Genomic DNA, 17,725 nt, shown 5'->3' with positions numbered 1-17,725 from the left:
CGGCAAAGTAGCAAGCTACTTTCCGCTGCCGCTCGACTTGCATGTGTTAGGCCTGCCGCCAGCGTTCAATCTGAGCCATGATCAAACTCTTCAATTTAAGTTTGATGCTCGTGAATTAAACTTCGTAATGAATTACGCATGTTCACTCAGAGACTTGGTATTCATTTATTGTCCGAAGACATTAAGAATCCATGTCACTTTGAGTGCCCACACAGATTGTCTGATAAATTGTTAAAGAGCAGTGCAACGCGGCTTTCGCTCACCGTTGCGAGGTGGCGTATATTACGCTTTCCTCTTTCAGAGTCAACCCGTTATTTCAGGATTTTTTCTCTTCAACCGAACCGCTTGTTGTGTGAAGTGATTCACATCCGCCGTGTCGATGGAGGCGCATTATAGGGGGCCGCCGAGGAATGACAAGCGGAAAAATGCATTTTTATTTCAACCGCTCATCTTTTCACCAGAAAGGCTATTTTTGGTGCTTTTTAATCTCTTTTGGCAGCTCGGCCAGACTATTAATTACCCAATCCGCCGCATTCTCAGCTTCTGGCGTCACAGGCTTGCCGGTGCGCACTAATATTTTGGTCCCTACACCTGCTGCTGCAGCTGCCTGCATATCTTCCAGTTTATCGCCCACCATATAAGAAGCCGCCATATCAATGTGCAGGAACTCCTGCGCAGAGATGAACATTCCCGGATGCGGCTTACGGCAATCACAGGTCTGACGATATTCTTCTACGGTTCCCTGTGGGTGATGCGGACAATAGTAGATGCCATCGAGATCCACACCGCGATCGGCCAGTGACCAGTCCATCCATTCCGTCAGCGTCTCAAACTGCGCTTCGGTAAATTTACCGCGTGCAATACCGGACTGGTTCGTCACCACCACCAGCGCATAGCCCATCTCTTTCAGCTGGCGCATGGCATCTATTACGCCCTCGATAAACTCGAACTCATCAATCTCATGGACATAACCGTGATCCACATTAATAGTGCCGTCACGATCGAGGAAAATTGCGGGTACTGATTTTGCCACCGGTTTGCTCCTGAAAAAGGCATGTTCGACTAGTATCTCATGAATCGCAGCGCAATAAAGTGCTCATCGTACAGAGTTGGATTGATTTAGACGTCTGGATGCCTTAACATCCGTTTTGTTTACGGTCATCACCCGTATCTGGCAGAAGAAAATGCCACGGCTAACTTACATACGATAAAAATAATCTAATGATTAAACTTTCCAATATCACCAAAGTGTTCCAGCAGGGGAACCGAACCATTCAGGCGCTGAACAACGTCAGCCTGCATGTTCCTGCTGGTCAAATTTATGGCGTCATTGGCGCATCGGGTGCAGGTAAAAGCACGCTGATCCGTTGTGTTAACCTGCTTGAGCGCCCAACCCAGGGCAGCGTAGAAGTTGGCGGCCAGGAACTTACCGCCCTTTCAGAGAAAGAACTCACCAAAGCGCGTCGTCAGATTGGCATGATTTTCCAGCACTTTAACCTGCTGGCCTCCCGCACCGTGTTCGGCAACGTTGCCTTACCGCTTGAGCTGGATAACACGCCGAAAGAAGAAGTGAAGCGTCGCGTCACCGAGCTGCTCGACCTCGTGGGTCTGGGCGACAAACATGATAGCTACCCGGCAAATCTGTCCGGTGGGCAAAAACAACGTGTGGCCATTGCCCGCGCGCTGGCAAGCAATCCTAAGGTACTGCTGTGCGATGAAGCCACCAGCGCACTGGATCCGGCAACCACGCGTTCGATTCTGGAACTGCTGAAGGACATTAATCGTCGCCTGGGCCTGACGATCCTCCTTATTACGCATGAGATGGACGTGGTGAAACGCATCTGTGACTGCGTGGCGGTCATCAGCAACGGTGAACTGATCGAGCAAGACACGGTAAGTGAAGTGTTCTCGCATCCGAAAACCCCGCTGGCGCAGCAGTTCATCCAGTCCACGCTGCATCTGGATATTCCGGAAGACTATCTGGAGCGTTTGAAAACCGAACCCGCTGCTGACAGCGTCCCGATGCTGCGCATGGAGTTCACCGGTCAGTCCGTTGATGCTCCCCTGCTTTCCGAAACCGCACGTCGCTTTAACGTGAACAACAACATCATCAGCGCGCAGATGGATTACGCCGGTGGCGTCAAGTTCGGCATCATGCTGACAGAAATGCACGGCACACAAGAAGAAACCCAGGCAGCCATTGCCTGGCTGCAAGAACATCACGTAAAAGTAGAGGTACTGGGTTATGTCTGAGCCGATGATGTGGCTGCTGGTTCGCGGCGTTTGGGAAACGCTGGCAATGACCTTTGTCTCTGGCTTCTTTGGTTTTGTGATTGGCCTGCCGGTCGGCGTGTTGCTGTACGTGACGCGTCCGGGTCAAATCATTGAGAACGCGAAGCTGTACCGTACGCTCTCTGCGCTGGTGAATATTTTCCGTTCTATCCCGTTCATTATTTTACTGGTGTGGATGATTCCGTTTACCCGCGTGATCGTCGGAACGTCTATCGGTCTGCAGGCAGCGATCGTTCCGCTGACCGTTGGCGCTGCGCCGTTTATCGCCCGTATGGTGGAAAACGCCCTGCTGGAAATCCCAACCGGTTTGATCGAAGCTTCCCGTGCGATGGGCGCCACGCCGATGCAGATCGTCCGCAAGGTTCTGCTGCCGGAGGCACTGCCAGGGCTGGTGAATGCGGCAACCATTACGCTTATCACCCTGGTCGGTTATTCGGCGATGGGCGGTGCCGTAGGCGCGGGCGGTTTAGGTCAGATTGGTTACCAGTACGGCTATATTGGATATAACGCGACCGTGATGAATACCGTTCTGGTATTGCTGGTTGTTCTGGTTTACTTAATCCAGTTCTCTGGCGATCGCATCGTCCGGGCTGTTACGCATAAATAACGTTACACACAACACAAACTCTACGAGTTAAGGATAAAACATGGCGTTTAAATTAAAGACCTTCGCAGCAGTAGGCGCGCTGATCGGCTCTCTGGCACTGGTGGGTTGCGGTCAGGACGAAAAGGATCCAAACCACATTAAAGTGGGCGTTATCGTAGGTGCAGAACAGCAGGTTGCGGAAGTTGCTCAGAAAGTGGCAAAAGAGAAGTATGGCCTGGACGTGGAGCTGGTGACCTTCAACGATTACGTTCTGCCGAACGAAGCGCTGAGCAAAGGCGATATCGACGCGAACGCCTTCCAGCATAAGCCATACCTGGACCAGCAGATCAAAGATCGCGGCTATAAACTGGTGGGTGTCGGTAACACCTTCGTTTATCCGATTGCCGGTTACTCTAAGAAAATTAAATCACTGGACGAACTGCAGCCGGGCTCTCAGGTTGCCGTGCCTAACGACCCAACTAACCTTGGTCGTTCCCTGCTGCTGCTGCAGAAAGTGGGCCTGATCAAACTGAAAGACGGTGTTGGCCTGCTGCCAACCGTTCTGGACGTCACCGAGAACCCGAAAAATCTGAAAATCGTTGAACTGGAAGCACCGCAGCTGCCACGTTCTCTGGACGATGCGCAGATTGCTCTGGCCGTTATCAACACCACGTACGCCAGCCAGATTGGCCTGACGCCAGCCAAAGACGGTATCTTCGTTGAAGATAAAGACTCCCCGTACGTTAACCTGATCGTGACTCGCGAAGACAACAAGGACGCGGAAAACGTGAAGAAATTCGTTCAGGCCTATCAGTCAGACGAAGTTTACCAGGAAGCCAACAAAGTGTTTAACGGCGGCGCTGTTAAAGGCTGGTAATCTCACCTCAGTGTAATATCATCAGGACGGGCTTATGCCCGTCTTGTCATTTGTGCAGTCAACTGATTCAATATCTGACGTTTTGATTATCCATTGAGGAAATATTATGCGTGCTTTACCGATCTGTCTTTTAGCACTCATGCTGAGCGGCTGTTCTATGCTAAGCAGATCTCCCGTTGAACCTGTTCAAAGCACGGCAACCCCGCCAAAGACCGAGCCTGCGAAACCGAAAGTGGTTCGCCCTGCGCCGGTTCGCATTATCACGAAAGCGGACGAACTCGTCGGTAAACCGTTCCGTGAACTGGGCGAAGTGAGCGGCGAATCCTGTCAGGCGACTAATCAGGACTCACCACCGAATATTCCGACTGCGCGTAAACGCATGCAGATTAATGCCGCAAAAATGAAAGCTAACGCGGTCCTGCTGCACAGCTGTGAAGTCACCAGCGGCACGCCGGGCTGCTACCGTCAGGCGGTGTGCATCGGTTCTGCGCTGAACATCACGGCGAAATGAGTGCATTTCAGTTCGAGCAGATAGGCGTTATCCACTCTCCTTATAAAGAGAAGTTCGCCGTCCCCCGCCAGCCCGGTCTTGTCACCAGCGGACGCGGTGAGCTTCACCTGATTGCGCCTTACAATCAGGCGGATGCGGTACGCGGGCTCGAGGCGTTCAGCCATCTGTGGGTGGTGTTCGTGTTTCACCAGACGATGGAAGGCGGCTGGCGTCCTACCGTGCGTCCTCCTCGTCTTGGCGGCAATGCGAGAATGGGGGTGTTTGCGACGCGCTCGACCTTTCGTCCAAACCCGGTTGGCATGTCGCTGGTTGAACTGAAAGGCATACGCTGCCAGAAAGATCGGGTGATACTCGAGTTAGGTAGCCTGGACCTGGTCGACGGCACGCCGGTGATCGACATCAAACCCTATTTGCCCTTCGCCGAAGCCCTTCCGGACGCGCGTGCAAGCTATGCCCAGGACGCACCACAGGCAGATATGCCGGTGTATTTTACCCCTGAGCTCGCCTCGCAGCTCGGTCAACTGGAGAAACGCTATCCTCGCTTACGGGATTTCATCACCGAAGTGCTGGCACAGGACCCACGTCCGGCCTACCGTAAAGAAGAGGAAGCGGGAAAAACGTACGCCGTCTGGCTGCTGGATTTTAACGTTCGCTGGCGCGTCACCGGGGCAGGTTTTGAAGTGTTTGCCCTGGAACCCAGGTAATTTTGTTCTCCTCTCTTTTGGCATCTTTGCCACACTGGTAAACTAAACCACTTTTTTTGTGTCAGGCTGGTGTTTCAGCCTGTTCCAATCGTCGAAATGGAACCGTAACAACATGCGTACTAGCCAATATCTGCTCTCCACTCTGAAGGAGACGCCTGCCGACGCCGAAGTGATCAGCCATCAGCTGATGCTGCGCGCCGGGATGATCCGCAAGCTGGCCTCCGGGTTATACACCTGGCTGCCGACCGGCGTGCGCGTCCTGAAAAAAGTCGAAAACATCGTGCGTGAAGAGATGAACAACGCCGGTGCTATCGAGGTGTCCATGCCTGTGGTTCAGCCCGCTGACCTGTGGCAGGAGAGTGGCCGTTGGGAACAATATGGCCCTGAACTGCTGCGCTTCGTCGATCGCGGCGAGCGTCCGTTCGTTCTCGGCCCAACGCATGAAGAAGTCATTACCGACCTGATTCGTAATGAGCTGAGCTCTTACAAACAGCTGCCGCTGAACTTCTTCCAGATCCAGACCAAGTTCCGTGACGAAGTTCGCCCACGTTTCGGCGTCATGCGCTCTCGCGAATTCCTGATGAAAGATGCCTACTCTTTCCATACCTCTCAGGAATCCCTGCAAGAGACGTACGACGCAATGTACGCGGCATACAGCAAAATCTTCTCCCGCATGGGTCTGGATTTCCGCGCTGTGCAGGCTGATACCGGCTCCATCGGCGGTAGCGCATCCCATGAGTTCCAGGTTCTGGCGCAGAGCGGTGAAGACGATGTGATCTTCTCTGACTCCTCTGATTACGCGGCGAACATCGAATTTGCAGAAGCGCTGGCACCAAAAGAACCGCGTGCTGCGGCAACGCAAGAGATGACGCTGGTTGATACGCCAAACGCGAAAACCATTGCCGAGCTGGTTGAGCAGTTCAACCTGCCGATCGAAAAAACCGTTAAGACCCTGCTGGTGAAATCCACCGAAGGGAGCGCTTACCCGCTGGTTGCCCTGCTGGTGCGTGGCGATCACGAGCTGAACGAAGTGAAAGCCGAGAAGCTGCCGCAGGTCGCCAGCCCGCTGACGTTCGCCACTGAAGCGGAAATCCGCGCCGTGGTCAATGCTGGGCCAGGTTCTCTCGGTCCGGTGAATATGCCGGTTCCTGTTGTTATTGACCGCACGGTAGCCGCGATGAGCGACTTCTCCGCTGGTGCGAACATCGACGGTAAACACTACTTCGGCATCAACTGGGATCGCGACGTGGCGACGCCGGAAGTGGCTGACATCCGTAACGTGGTCGCAGGCGACCCAAGCCCGGACGGTCAGGGTACCCTGATGATCAAGCGCGGTATCGAAGTGGGTCACATCTTCCAGCTGGGCGATAAATACTCGCGCGCGCTGAACGCCGCCGTTCAGGGTGAAGATGGCCGTAACCAGATCCTGACCATGGGTTGCTACGGTATCGGGGTGACGCGCGTGGTAGCTGCGGCGATTGAGCAGAACTACGACGAGCGCGGCATCGTCTGGCCGGACAACATCGCACCGTTCCAGGTCGCTATTCTGCCAATGAACATGCACAAGTCTTACCGCGTACAGGAGCTGGCCGAGAAGCTGTATGCCGAGCTGCGTGCGCAGGGTATCGAAGTGCTAATGGATGACCGTAAAGAGCGTCCGGGCGTGATGTTTGCCGATATGGAACTGATCGGTATCCCACACACCGTCGTGATCGGCGACCGTAACCTCGACAGCGACGAGATTGAATACAAATACCGTCGCAGTGGCGAAAAACAGATGATCAAGACTGGCGACATTCTTGATTACCTGGTGAAAGCCATCAAAGGCTAAACAAAAAACCCCGCTCAGGCGGGGTTTTTTAATGGCGCTACGTCAGCTTATTTGCTGTTACAGTCTTTGCCCGCAATAAATTTCGCGTCTTTGTCCGCCACCAGCGTTTTCACCATCTCTCCACTATCCGGGTTTGGCTCCAGCGTAAAGTGACCGTCCACCGTCAGCAATATCGGCTTGCTGTCATTGCCGCGCGCCACAGCGTAATCACGTTCAAGCTGGGCATTGTTTGCCACGCTGACCTTCTTGCCAGTTGCGCAGTCGGTAAAGACCGCCGCATCCGCCATATAGAAGTACATCCCGCGCATTGCCATCGGCGTCGCGGGCAGAGCCGCTTTCACCGGCGCCAGCGTGTAGTTGAACTGGGATTCAATAGGATTACCTTCTCGGTCGAGCATCTCCATGCTGTCACCTTTAGGGCGGAACCAGGTTTTCTCGCCGGAGGTATCGGTGAGGACAAGCTTCTCCGCCGTACGCGCCCATGTTCCATAAGTCGCAAAAGAAGAAGGCTCTTTCCCGCCCTGATAGCGCTGATTCATCACCCAGGTGCCGTCTTTTTGCAGGAACAAGGACGTTTCAATGCCTTCACAGTCCGCGCAAGGCAATACGCCGCGCCAGCTCTGCTGCATTGGTTTTAATTCTTCCGTTTGCGTGGGTTGCAAAACCTGCGTTTCTGAACGGTTGTTACACCCGAAAAGCGCAAACAGCGTACTCACTGCCAGCGCTGACCATAATGCTTTTTTCACAATGAATTCCTTATGAAATTTGTGTTCCCTTTCGTCACTCTGTCGGGCGACGAACTTTACCGCGTAATGCTTTCACTGTGGATTTTTGGGCCTTCGAGGACAGCCGACGCTCTTTCGATGCGCGGGTTGGCCGCGTTGCCCGGCGGCTTTTTTGTACTGCCGTTAATTCTTTGATGACCGCCACCAGCCTGGCGATGGCCGCTTCCCGGTTGAGCTCCTGGCTGCGATACTCCTGGGCTTTGATCACCATCACGCCATCGCTGGTGATGAGGTGATGGCTGGCAGCAAGCAGACTTTCTTTATAATACTCTGGCAGGCTTGAGGCCCGAATGTCAAAACGCAAATGGATAGCCGTTGAGGCCTTGTTGACGTGCTGCCCACCGGCCCCCTGAGCACGGATGGCGGTGATCTCCAGCTCGTTGTCCGGAATGCTGACGTTTCGGGACAAGACGATCATGAGGCTGGTTGCCACGCCGTTAAATGAATTTCCAGATTATTCTGAGAATCAGAAAGCCAGATGGCACCGTCCTGAATCGTCGCCTGCAACACCATGGTCCGGCTGGCAAAGTCACTCAGCTGCGCCAGTTGCTCATCATCCAGATACCAGACGGTGAGATTTTTATACTGTCCGCACTTGCTCTTGTTTTGCTGCCACCAAATCTCTGCAGCACGCTGATTATACGCGAATAAGGCCACTTCAGCGGACTGGGTGCAGGCCTTCTTAATTCTGCGCTCGTCCGGCAGTCCGAGTTCGATCCACAAATCGATACCCAGATGATCGTTGCGCAGCCAGGCTTCAGGCTCGTCTTCTGCGCTTAACCCACGGGTAAACTGCAGACGCTCGTCAGCGTATTTAATCCACGCCAGCAGGCGCAGCATCATGCGCTCCTGGGTTTCGGAGGGGTGGCGTGCCAGCGTCAGCGAGGCGTCCAGGAACTGGTTGCGATCAAGATCGGCCACATTGACCACTGCTTTATAGATTGTCGCTTTCAGCGCCATGAGAGAACTCCATTCGAATCAGGCGCACATTGTAGCGAAAACCGCGGCAAAAGGCTGTTACGGGGTAATAAATACACCGCTATCAAGGCGCTGATATTGCTTAAATGAGTATGGTATAGTCACCTTGCTAAACCGAGTTTATCTTCGTAGGCTTAATGATATCTCACAGTAAGTCAGTGCGCTGGCGGGAGGGGATGTGAATAATTATTGTGAGTTAATTCGCAAACGGTATGCGGAAATCGCCAGCGGAGATCTGGGGTATGTCCCGGACGCGTTGGGCTGTGTATTGAAAGTGCTTAATGAAGTGGCCTCTGATGAGAGCCTTTCAGAGTCGGTCAGGGAAAAAGCAGCGTATGCTGCGGCGAATTTACTGGTGAGCGATTATGTCGATGAATGATACTTATCAACCCATCAATTGTGATGACTATGACAACCTCGAACTCGCCTGCCAGCATCATTTATTACTGACGCTGGAGCTAAAAGATGGCGAAGTGTTGAAGGCGAAAGCCAACGATCTGGTTTCACGTAAGAACGTGGAATACCTGATAGTGGAAGATGCCGGTGCGACGCGTGAGCTGCGTCTGGATAAAATAGCCAGCTTCAGCCACCCGCAAATCGGCACCGTCGTGGTGAGCGAATCCTGATGACACTAACGGGCAGCCAGGCTGCCCGTTACGCTTTCTGCCAATCAAACCTGACCCCGTCTTCCGCCCATCCCGCTTCCGTGATGAAAACCCCTGCCGCAGCAATCAACGTTTCACCATAGAACAGCAGCGGCGTGGTGTCGCGCAGCCACGGTGGCACATTGCACTCCTGCCAGATTTTCTTCAGCTTGCGGCCCCCGTTGCGCCCGACAATATGCAGCATGCCGCCAGCCTTAAAGCGTACCGTTACCGGTTCACCGGGCTTCGGCGGCCGCACATGACCAGACGGTATGAGGGAGATACGTCCAGCCTCAGCGGGCAATATCAGCGGAAGCTCAGGAGAAAGCCAGTCGAGCACCACATCCGTCAGGCAGGGCGTTGATTTTACCCACCAGAGTTCCCCTTTATAGCGTCTTACGTCAAAACCGTTCAGATGGACGCGCGGGGAAGCATCATCCCGCGCCAGGGCAACCTCGTCCCAGATACGGCTCAGCATCGCCCTCGACGGCATCGCAGCGTGATGAGAGGCCAGCCAGCGTCGTAGCAGCGCGGCGCGACGTACCGGGCTCATCGCTGTCAGCGGTGCAATCGCCAGCGCACCGTCTTTAGAAATCAGTTCAGCCAGCTCGTCACTCAACAGCTCGTCCAGCAGCGTTTCCTGTTCGGCGCACAACATAGCGCTTCTTGCCGTCGCGTCGGCAAAATGCGGCCAGCGCTCGCTCAATAGCGGGAGGACGCGCAGACGCAGAAAGTTACGATCATAGCCGTCATCCTGGTTACTCTCATCTTCAATCCAGCTCAGCTGATGTTCTCGCGCCCAGGCTTCAAGCGAGGCGCGCGTCTCGCCAAGCAGCGGACGCAGTAACGTTGTGCCGGCAAATACCGAACGCGCCGGCATGGCAGAAAGCCCCGCTGGTCCGCTTCCCCGCTTAAGCGCCAGCAGAAAGGTTTCACACTGATCGTCCAGATGCTGGGCCGTGACCAGCGCTTCTCCAGCATGTAATGCCCCGGCAAACGCGGCATAGCGGGCTTTACGCGCCTGCGCCTCGATGCCCAGCCCTTCCTCTAGCAGCGTGACGCGCTCGACGAGAAGCGGGATCGCCCACGCCGCACACAAGGCTTCGCAGTGCGCCACCCACTCCTCTGCGTGAGGACTTAATCCGTGATGAATATGTATCGCCCGCAGCTGGACGTCAGGCTCCCGATCGCGCCAGCACTTAAGACGATGAAGCAGAACGGTGGAATCCAGGCCACCGCTAAACCCCACCAGCAGCTGGCGGTACGGTGAAACGGCGTGTGCGATAGCGGGTAAGGTCATAGGGAATTACACATAAAAAATGCCCGAACTGAGCGGGCATTATCACACAGGACGAAGATTACTGCTGATAAAGCTCCAGCGGCAGGCCGTCCGGGTCGTTGAAAAAGGTAAAGCGCTTGTCGGTGAACGGATCGACGCGGATCGCTTCACACGTCACGCCGTGCGCTTCCAGATGTTTTACTGCGCTATCCAGATCATCGACGCTGAAGGCGAGATGGCGCAGGCCGCAGGCTTCCGGACGGGACGGACGCGCAGGCGGAAAAGGAAAAGAGAACAGTTCAATCACATACTGCCCGTTTAACGCCAGATCGCCCTTCCAGGAGTCGCGCTCCTCGCGGTACGCCTCGCTCAACAGCGTAAAGCCGAGAATGTCGCAGTAGAAGGCCTTACTCTTCGCGTAATCGGTCGCAATTATCGCAATATGATGAACCTGTTTTAAACCCAGCATAGCTTCTCCTTTTTATGATGCCTGAACGTTACAACCGAAAACCCGCACCATGCAAGCGGTCGCCCTTATTTTAGGACTCGCACCCAGTAAACGCCGTTTTCGTCGCGCTTCGCACCGTGGATATCCGTCTCAAAACCGGGATAGTGACGCCCTACCGAACAGAGCATCAGCAGGAAATCGAGCACCGCCCGACTCTCTTCGGTAATCATCTCTCCCGGCATCAGGAGCGGTACGCCAGGCGGATACGGCAGGATCATGTTGGCCGATACGCGCCCAACCAGATTTTCCAGCTCGACGGTTTCGACCTCCCCCCTCACCTGGCGCTGCCATGCCTTGTGCGGAGTAAACTTCATCTCCGGCAACACATCGAACGCCTGAAGCATCAGACGCGGCAGATCGTGCTGACGGATCAGCCTGTGGATCCCCTGGGCCAGATCCTGAATGCGCATATTACGGTAGAAGTCAGGATCCTCCGCATAGAGATCCGGCAGCATGTTCTTTACCCGCAGGTTGAGATCGTAGGCGCGCTTGAACTCCATCAGACCGCGCAACAGCCCCATCGCCCGGGTTTTATCAATACCAATACTGAACAGGAACAGCAGGTTATAGGGCCCGGTCTTCTCCACCACCACGCCACGTTCATCAAGGAATTTCGCCACCAGCGCGGCCGGAATACCTTCCTCGCTCATCTTGCCCTGCTCATCCATGCCTGGCGTCAGGATCGTCACTTTTACCGGGTCGAGGAACATATGGTCGCTATCGGCATCCCGGAAACCATGCCAGTCTTCGCCGGGCGAGACGGGCCAGCACTCCGCCTCATCAATCTCTTCCGGCTGCCAGATATCAAAGAACCAGCCGTCGGCTTCCTCTTTCAGCCGCTGAACCTCTTTGCGGAAATGCAGCGCGCGCTCCACCGAACGGTTGATGAGACGTTTGCCCGGATTGCCGCGCAGCATCGCCGCGGCCGTTTCGATAGACGCCACCAGCGGATAGCTCGGTGAGGTGGTGGTATGCATCATAAAGGCTTCGTTAAAGGTCTCTTCGTCATACTCGCCTTTGATGTGAATCAGCGAAGCCTGGGAAAACGCCGCCAGCATTTTGTGCGTCGACTGCGTTTCGAAGAACACTTTACCCGGCACGCGCTCACCGCTCATGCCGCTCTTACCCGCGTAAATCGGGTGGAAATTGGTGTACGGTACCCACGCGGAATCGAAGTGGATCGACGGCACATCCAGCGTCTTTTTGATCCAGTTCGTGTTGTACAGCAGACCGTCATAGGTCGAGTTGGTGATCACCGCATGGACAGGCCAGCCTGCGCCGGCCACTGCCGCGACCTTGCGTTCAATGGCTTCATGCATGAACTCCCGGCGCGGAATACCACCAAGAATACCGAGCGCGTTACGCGTGGGTGACAGCCAGAGCGGTACGACGTCGCTCATCATCAGCAGGTGCGCCAGCGATTTATGGCAGTTACGGTCAATCAGCAGGGTGCTCCCCGCAGGCGCGGCGTACATCCCGACGATTTTGTTCGAGGTCGAGGTGCCGTTGGTCACCATATAACTCTGCTCGGCCCCAAAGGTGCGGGCGATATACTCTTCAGCTTCCAGATGCGGGCCGGTATGATCCAGCAGCGAGCCTAATTCGGTGACTGAAATGGACACGTCCGCTTTCAGCGTGTTGCCACCAAAGAAATCATAGAACAGGCAGCCGACCGGGCTTTTTTGGTAGGCCGTTCCCGCCATATGGCCCGGCGTACAGAAGGTATATTTCCCCTCTTTCACGTAGGTGAAGAGCGCTCGGGTAAACGGTGGCGTAATGTTATCGAGATATTCATTCGTGTATTGCTGAATGCGGGTCGCAATGTCTTCCGCCACGCCGAGGGAATATTCAAAGAACCATAGCGCCATACGCATATCATTGGCGCTGACGTCCATGGTTGAGTGGGTATTGATAAAGGCGTACAGCGGGAGATATTCGTTCAGCTTGTTGATATCGCTGCACAGTTCGAGGTCATATTCATCCCAGTCGAAGATCACGCCGCAGATACGCGGGTTATGCTCGATGAACTTCAGCAGATCGGCGCTGTTGTGCGGCCAGATTAGCTGATACCCGCGCGACTGCAGGGCTTGCTCCAGCTCCTTAATCGGCTCATCTTTATAAAAGACGCCGTGTGGCCCCATAACGGCAATGATATTCATGGGCTTCCTCCTTAAAAAACATTAGCTAAGCATAGTCCGGCTAAACCGCAGGTATAAAAAAAGCCGCAACATTGTGCGGCTTTTCAGATAATTGTGAAGCTTACGCGTAGCCGTAAGTCATCAGACGCTGGTAACGGCGGTTGAGCAGATCTTCTTTGCTCAGCACGTCCAGGTCTGCCAGATCGGCCAGCAACTGCGCTTTCAGGGACGCGGCCATCACTTCCGGCTTACGATGTGCACCACCCAGCGGTTCCGGGATGATGGAATCGATCAGCTTAAGCTCTTTCAGACGTGGCGCAATGATGCCCATCGCTTCGGCAGCCAGAGGTGCTTTGTCGGCACTTTTCCACAGAATGGACGCACAGCCTTCCGGGGAGATAACGGAATAGGTGCTGTACTGCAGCATATTCACTTTATCGCCCACGCCAATCGCCAGCGCGCCACCGGAACCCCCTTCACCGATAACGGTACAGATGACCGGCACCTTCAGACGAGACATCTCGCGCAGGTTGCGCGCGATGGCTTCAGACTGACCGCGCTCTTCCGCGCCCACGCCAGGGTAGGCACCCGGGGTGTCGATGAAGGTGATGATAGGCATATTAAAACGCTCAGCCATCTCCATCAGACGCAGGGCTTTACGGTAGCCTTCTGGGGCTGGCATACCGAAGTTACGACGGATTTTCTCTTTGGTTTCACGACCTTTCTGATGACCAATGATCATCACCGGGCGTCCGTCCAGACGCGCGATACCACCTACGATAGCTTTGTCGTCAGCGTATGCGCGATCGCCTGCCAGTTCGTCAAATTCGTCAAACGCCAGGCGGACATAATCCAGGGTGTACGGACGCTGTGGATGGCGAGCCAGCTGGGCCACCTGCCATGCGCCGAGATCGGCAAAGATTTTGCGCGTCAGCTCTACGCTTTTCTCGCGCAGACGATGCACTTCTTCGTCGATGTTAATATCCAGTTTTTCATCCTGACGGCTTACCGCTGTCAGAGAATCGATTTTCGCTTCCAGCTCAGCAATCGGCTGTTCGAAATCAAGGAAATTCAGACTCATAGTATTCCTGTATTAGTCAAACTCCAGTTCCACCTGCTCCGAACCAATGAGGCCACGGAGATCGTTCAGTAAACGATCGCTCGGAGAGACACGCCACGTTGCACCAAAGCGCAACCGCGCACGTGCATCCGCCCTCTGATAGTAGAGATGTACTGGAATTGTCCCCGAGCGGTGGGGTTCCAGAGACTGACGGAGTCGGTTTAAAAGCTGGTCATCAATTTGCCTGTCCGTCAGCGAGATAGCAAGCCCGCGAGCATATTTTTCCCGGGCTTCGTCAATGTCCATCACTTCGCGGGCGGTCATTTTAAGCCCCCCACTGAAGTCATCAAAGCTGACCTGTCCGCTGACGATAAGTATGCGGTCTTTTTCCAGCAATTGCTGGTATTTATCCAGCGCGTCGGTGAACAGCATCACCTCCAGACGCCCGGAACGGTCATCCAACGTACAGATGCCGATACGATTGCCGCGCTTGGTGACCATAACCCTTGCAGCAATCACGAGCCCCGCAGCCGTGGTGATTTTACCACGTTCTGTCGGATGCATGTCTTTTAGCCTGTGGCCGCCAACATAGCGCTCAATTTCTTTAATGTACTGGTTGATCGGGTGACCCGTCAGGTACAAGCCTAACGTTTCACGCTCGCCGTCCAGCACCACCTGTTCTGGCCACGGCTGGCAGTTGGAGTAAGATTGCTCGATCTGCTCCGGCTCTTCCGCCAGCACCCCAAACATATCCGCCTGACCAATGGCTTCCGCTTTTGCATGCTGATCCGCCGCTTTCAGGGCGTCGCCCAGCGAGTTCATTAGCGCGGCGCGGTGCGGCCCCAGCCTGTCGAACGCGCCGGACATGATCAGTTTTTCCAGCACGCGGCGGTTCAGTTTTTTGGTATCGGTACGGGCGCAAAGATCGAACAGCTCCCGGAAATAGCCGCCGTTGTTGCGCGCTTCGATGATCGCCTCGATCGGCCCCTCACCTACGCCCTTGATCGCGCCAATCCCATAAACGATCTCCCCGTCGTCATTGACGTGGAAATGATAAAGACCCGAGTTGATATCCGGCGGCAGGATCTTCAGCCCCATGCGCCAGCACTCATCCACCAGCCCTACCACCTTCTCGGTGTTGTCCATATCCGCGGTCATTACCGCAGCCATAAACTCAGCAGGATAGTGCGCTTTCAGCCACAGCGTTTGATACGACACCAAAGCATAGGCGGCGGAGTGAGATTTGTTAAATCCGTACCCGGCGAATTTCTCCACCAGGTCGAAGATTTTCATCGCCAGTTCGCCGTCAACGCCGTTTTTCTTCGCACCGTCTTCAAAGATGGAGCGCTGCTTGGCCATCTCTTCCGGCTTTTTCTTACCCATCGCACGACGCAGCATGTCCGCGCCGCCGAGGGTATAGCCGGAAAGCACCTGGGCGATCTGCATCACCTGTTCCTGGTACAGGATGATGCCGTAGGTGGGCTCCAGCACCGGCTTCAGGCTTTCGTGCTGCCACTGAACGTCCGGGTAGGAAATTTCTTCGCGCCCGTGCTTACGGTCGATAAAGTTATCTACCATCCCTGACTGCAGCGGGCCAGGACGGAACAGGGCAACCAGTGCGATCATATCTTCGAAGCAGTCGGGCTGCAGACGCTTAATCAGATCTTTCATGCCGCGGGATTCAAGCTGGAAGACGGCGGTAGTCTCCGAGCGCTGCAGCATATCGAAACTTTTCTTGTCATCCAGCGGGATGGCCGCGATATCCAATGGCGGCTCGCCATTCTTCTCGCGACGGGCGTTGATCATCTCCAGCGCCCAGTTAATGATGGTCAACGTACGCAGACCAAGGAAGTCGAACTTCACCAGCCCGGCGTATTCTACGTCGTTCTTGTCAAACTGGGTAACCGGGTGTTGGCCCGCTTCATCGCAGTAAAGTGGTGCAAAATCCGTAATTTTAGTCGGGGCGATAACCACGCCCCCTGCATGCTTACCGGCGTTACGCGTGACGCCTTCCAGCTTGCGCGCCATGTCGATCAGCGCTTTGACTTCTTCGTCCGCTTCGTAGATTTCCGGCAGCTGCGGTTCAGCCTCAAAAGCTTTTGCCAGCGTCATGCCCGGATCGGGCGGCACCAGTTTAGAGATGCGATCGACAAACCCGTACGGGTGGCCCAGCACGCGGCCCACGTCACGGATAACCGCTTTCGCCGCCATCGTACCGAAGGTAATGATCTGCGATACCGCGTCACGGCCGTACATATCGGCCACGTGCTCGATCACCTGATCGCGTTTCTCCATGCAGAAGTCGACGTCGAAGTCGGGCATCGAGACACGTTCCGGGTTGAGGAAACGTTCGAACAGCAGGTCGAATTCCAGCGGATCGAGGTCGGTAATTTTCAGTGCATACGCCACCAGCGAACCAGCACCGGAGCCACGGCCCGGTCCGACCGGCACGCCGTTATCCTTCGACCACTGGATAAACTCCATAACGATCAGGAAGTAGCCCGGGAAGCCCATCTGGTTGATCACCTGGAGTTCAATGTCCAGGCGTTCGTCATATTCAGGGCGACGCTTTTTACGCTCTTCTTCATCCGGGAACAGGAATTCCAGACGTTCTTCCAGACCTTCTTTTGATTTCGCGACCAGGAAATCTTCCGTGGTCATGTCTCCCGTCGGGAACTGCGGCAGGAAGTATTCGCCGAGGCGGACGGTGACGTTGCAGCGCTTGGCAATCTCTACGCTGTTTTCCAGCGCTTCGGGGATATCGGAGAAGAGCTCACACATCTCCTCTTCGCTGCGCATGTACTGTTGTGCAGAGTAATTACGCGGTCGCTTCGGATCGTCGAGGGTGAAACCATCATGGATCGCCACGCGAATCTCATGCGCGTCGAAATCACCCGCCTCAAGGAACCGTACGTCGTTGGTGGCCACCACGGGCAACCCGCGCTCTTCTGCGAGCGCCACAGCGGCATGAAGATAGCTCTCTTCATCCTGACGGCCGGTACGGATCAACTCCAGGTAATAGCGATTCGGGAAATATTCTTCATAGAACGAGACGCATTGATCCACCAGCGCGCTATTGCCGCGCAGCAGACATTTGCCGACGTCACCCATACGGCCACCCGAGATCAGAAGTAGCCCTTCATTCAGCTCGGCCAGCCAGTCACGGTCGATCCACGGCCCCAGCGCGCCATAGCCGCGCTGATAGGCTTTTGAGATAAGCAGGGTGAGGTTTTGATAACCCGTGTTGTTCATCGCCAGCACGGAGATTTGCGTCATTTCATCGCCGATGAGATCGCTCTGCACATGAAAATCTGCACCGACGATGGGCTTCATTCCCGCGCCGTGCGCCGTTCCGTAGAACTTCACCAGGCCACAGAGGTTGGTAAAATCGGTGATCGCCAGCGCGGGCATGCCAAGAGAGGCCGCCTTTTTTACCAGCGGCCCGGTCTTCGCCAGCCCATCGATCATGGAGTAGTCGCTATGCACCCGCAGGTGTACGAAACGTGGTTCAGCCATCTTCAGATTCCGCGTT

17 protein-coding genes and 1 rRNA gene are annotated in these 17,725 nt (G+C 55.0%); 8 read left to right on the top strand and 10 right to left on the bottom strand.

Annotated features, from left to right (window positions below):
* Together BFG58_RS17290 and gmhB are read right to left on the bottom strand one after the other, a co-directional pair.
* Positions 1 to 97, bottom strand: a 16S ribosomal RNA gene (locus BFG58_RS17290); the annotation flags it as partial.
* Between the two features lie 369 nt (positions 98 to 466).
* Positions 467 to 1,033, bottom strand: a complete 567-nt coding sequence (gene gmhB / locus BFG58_RS17285) for a D-glycero-beta-D-manno-heptose 1,7-bisphosphate 7-phosphatase (RefSeq protein WP_045907848.1) — start codon at positions 1,031 to 1,033, stop codon at positions 467 to 469.
* A 188-nt stretch (positions 1,034 to 1,221) separates the two neighbouring features.
* Here gmhB and metN point away from each other — a divergent pair, with 188 nt between their 5' ends.
* The 6 genes from metN (at position 1,222) to proS (ending at position 6,801) form a co-directional block, all read left to right on the top strand.
* Complete coding sequence (gene metN / locus BFG58_RS17280; RefSeq protein ID WP_023310475.1) at positions 1,222 to 2,253, top strand: methionine ABC transporter ATP-binding protein MetN; 1,032 nt, start codon at positions 1,222 to 1,224, stop codon at positions 2,251 to 2,253.
* A complete protein-coding gene (locus BFG58_RS17275; RefSeq protein WP_003856130.1) occupies positions 2,246 to 2,899 on the top strand; it encodes a methionine ABC transporter permease MetI in 654 nt (217 codons plus the stop codon). Before metN ends, BFG58_RS17275 begins: the two co-directional genes overlap by 8 nt.
* Positions 2,900 to 2,939: 40 nt before the next feature.
* Entirely contained in the window at positions 2,940 to 3,755 is an 816-nt protein-coding gene (gene metQ / locus BFG58_RS17270; RefSeq protein WP_014168729.1) for a methionine ABC transporter substrate-binding lipoprotein MetQ, read from the top strand.
* A 106-nt stretch (positions 3,756 to 3,861) separates the two neighbouring features.
* Positions 3,862 to 4,266 carry an Rcs stress response system protein RcsF gene (gene rcsF / locus BFG58_RS17265; RefSeq protein WP_008501883.1) on the top strand — a complete coding sequence of 135 codons (405 nt, stop codon included), beginning with the start codon at positions 3,862 to 3,864 and terminating at the stop codon, positions 4,264 to 4,266.
* Entirely contained in the window at positions 4,263 to 4,970 is a 708-nt protein-coding gene (gene tsaA / locus BFG58_RS17260) for a tRNA (N6-threonylcarbamoyladenosine(37)-N6)-methyltransferase TrmO (protein ID WP_069720184.1), read from the top strand. The genes rcsF and tsaA overlap by 4 nt, the downstream gene beginning before the upstream one ends.
* Positions 4,971 to 5,082: 112 nt before the next feature.
* Positions 5,083 to 6,801, top strand: coding sequence for a proline--tRNA ligase (gene proS, locus BFG58_RS17255; protein ID WP_048028425.1), 1,719 nt, complete (start codon positions 5,083 to 5,085; stop codon positions 6,799 to 6,801).
* A 47-nt stretch (positions 6,802 to 6,848) separates the two neighbouring features.
* Here the strand turns inward: proS and nlpE are convergent, their stop codons facing one another.
* From nlpE to BFG58_RS17240, 3 genes are read right to left on the bottom strand one after another with little or no spacing between them, the layout of a single operon-like run.
* A complete protein-coding gene (gene nlpE, locus BFG58_RS17250; protein ID WP_069720183.1) occupies positions 6,849 to 7,547 on the bottom strand; it encodes an envelope stress response activation lipoprotein NlpE in 699 nt (232 codons plus the stop codon).
* 34 nt (positions 7,548 to 7,581) lie between these two features.
* Complete coding sequence (arfB, locus tag BFG58_RS17245; protein WP_028018285.1) at positions 7,582 to 8,004, bottom strand: alternative ribosome rescue aminoacyl-tRNA hydrolase ArfB; 423 nt, start codon at positions 8,002 to 8,004, stop codon at positions 7,582 to 7,584.
* The gene (locus BFG58_RS17240; RefSeq protein ID WP_023293228.1) at positions 8,001 to 8,546 is read right to left on the bottom strand and encodes a YaeQ family protein; all 546 of its coding nucleotides are present in this window, start codon (positions 8,544 to 8,546) and stop codon (positions 8,001 to 8,003) included. The genes arfB and BFG58_RS17240 overlap by 4 nt, the downstream gene beginning before the upstream one ends.
* Positions 8,547 to 8,742: 196 nt before the next feature.
* Between BFG58_RS17240 and BFG58_RS17235 the strand changes: the two genes are divergently transcribed.
* Positions 8,743 to 8,943, top strand: a complete 201-nt coding sequence (locus tag BFG58_RS17235; RefSeq protein ID WP_008501889.1) for a YaeP family protein — start codon at positions 8,743 to 8,745, stop codon at positions 8,941 to 8,943.
* A complete protein-coding gene (gene rof, locus BFG58_RS17230) occupies positions 8,930 to 9,190 on the top strand; it encodes a Rho-binding antiterminator (RefSeq protein WP_024907532.1) in 261 nt (86 codons plus the stop codon). The genes BFG58_RS17235 and rof overlap by 14 nt, the downstream gene beginning before the upstream one ends.
* 28 nt (positions 9,191 to 9,218) lie before the next feature.
* On the opposite strand, the gene tilS is transcribed toward rof, so the two are convergent.
* The 5 genes from tilS to dnaE form a co-directional block, all read right to left on the bottom strand.
* Complete coding sequence (tilS, locus tag BFG58_RS17225; protein WP_069720182.1) at positions 9,219 to 10,508, bottom strand: tRNA lysidine(34) synthetase TilS; 1,290 nt, start codon at positions 10,506 to 10,508, stop codon at positions 9,219 to 9,221.
* Between the two features lie 58 nt (positions 10,509 to 10,566).
* Positions 10,567 to 10,956 (bottom strand): VOC family protein, encoded by a 390-nt coding sequence (locus BFG58_RS17220; RefSeq protein ID WP_023293230.1) that lies wholly within the window; start codon positions 10,954 to 10,956, stop codon positions 10,567 to 10,569.
* A gap of 65 nt (positions 10,957 to 11,021) precedes the next feature.
* Positions 11,022 to 13,154 (bottom strand): lysine decarboxylase LdcC, encoded by a 2,133-nt coding sequence (locus tag BFG58_RS17215; RefSeq protein WP_069720181.1) that lies wholly within the window; start codon positions 13,152 to 13,154, stop codon positions 11,022 to 11,024.
* 100 nt (positions 13,155 to 13,254) lie between these two features.
* Positions 13,255 to 14,214 carry an acetyl-CoA carboxylase carboxyl transferase subunit alpha gene (accA, locus tag BFG58_RS17210; protein WP_008501895.1) on the bottom strand — a complete coding sequence of 320 codons (960 nt, stop codon included), beginning with the start codon at positions 14,212 to 14,214 and terminating at the stop codon, positions 13,255 to 13,257.
* 12 nt (positions 14,215 to 14,226) lie between these two features.
* A complete protein-coding gene (dnaE, locus tag BFG58_RS17205) occupies positions 14,227 to 17,709 on the bottom strand; it encodes a DNA polymerase III subunit alpha (RefSeq protein WP_045355195.1) in 3,483 nt (1,160 codons plus the stop codon).
* Positions 17,710 to 17,725 lie beyond the last annotated feature (16 nt).

The sequence above is a fragment of the Enterobacter sp. ku-bf2 genome, from assembly GCF_001742765.1.
In the GTDB taxonomy this organism is placed as follows: Bacteria; Pseudomonadota; Gammaproteobacteria; order Enterobacterales; family Enterobacteriaceae; genus Enterobacter; species Enterobacter quasiroggenkampii.
The sequence above is the reverse complement of the archived record's forward strand: the minus strand, read 5'-3'. Positions and strand labels throughout refer to the sequence as shown.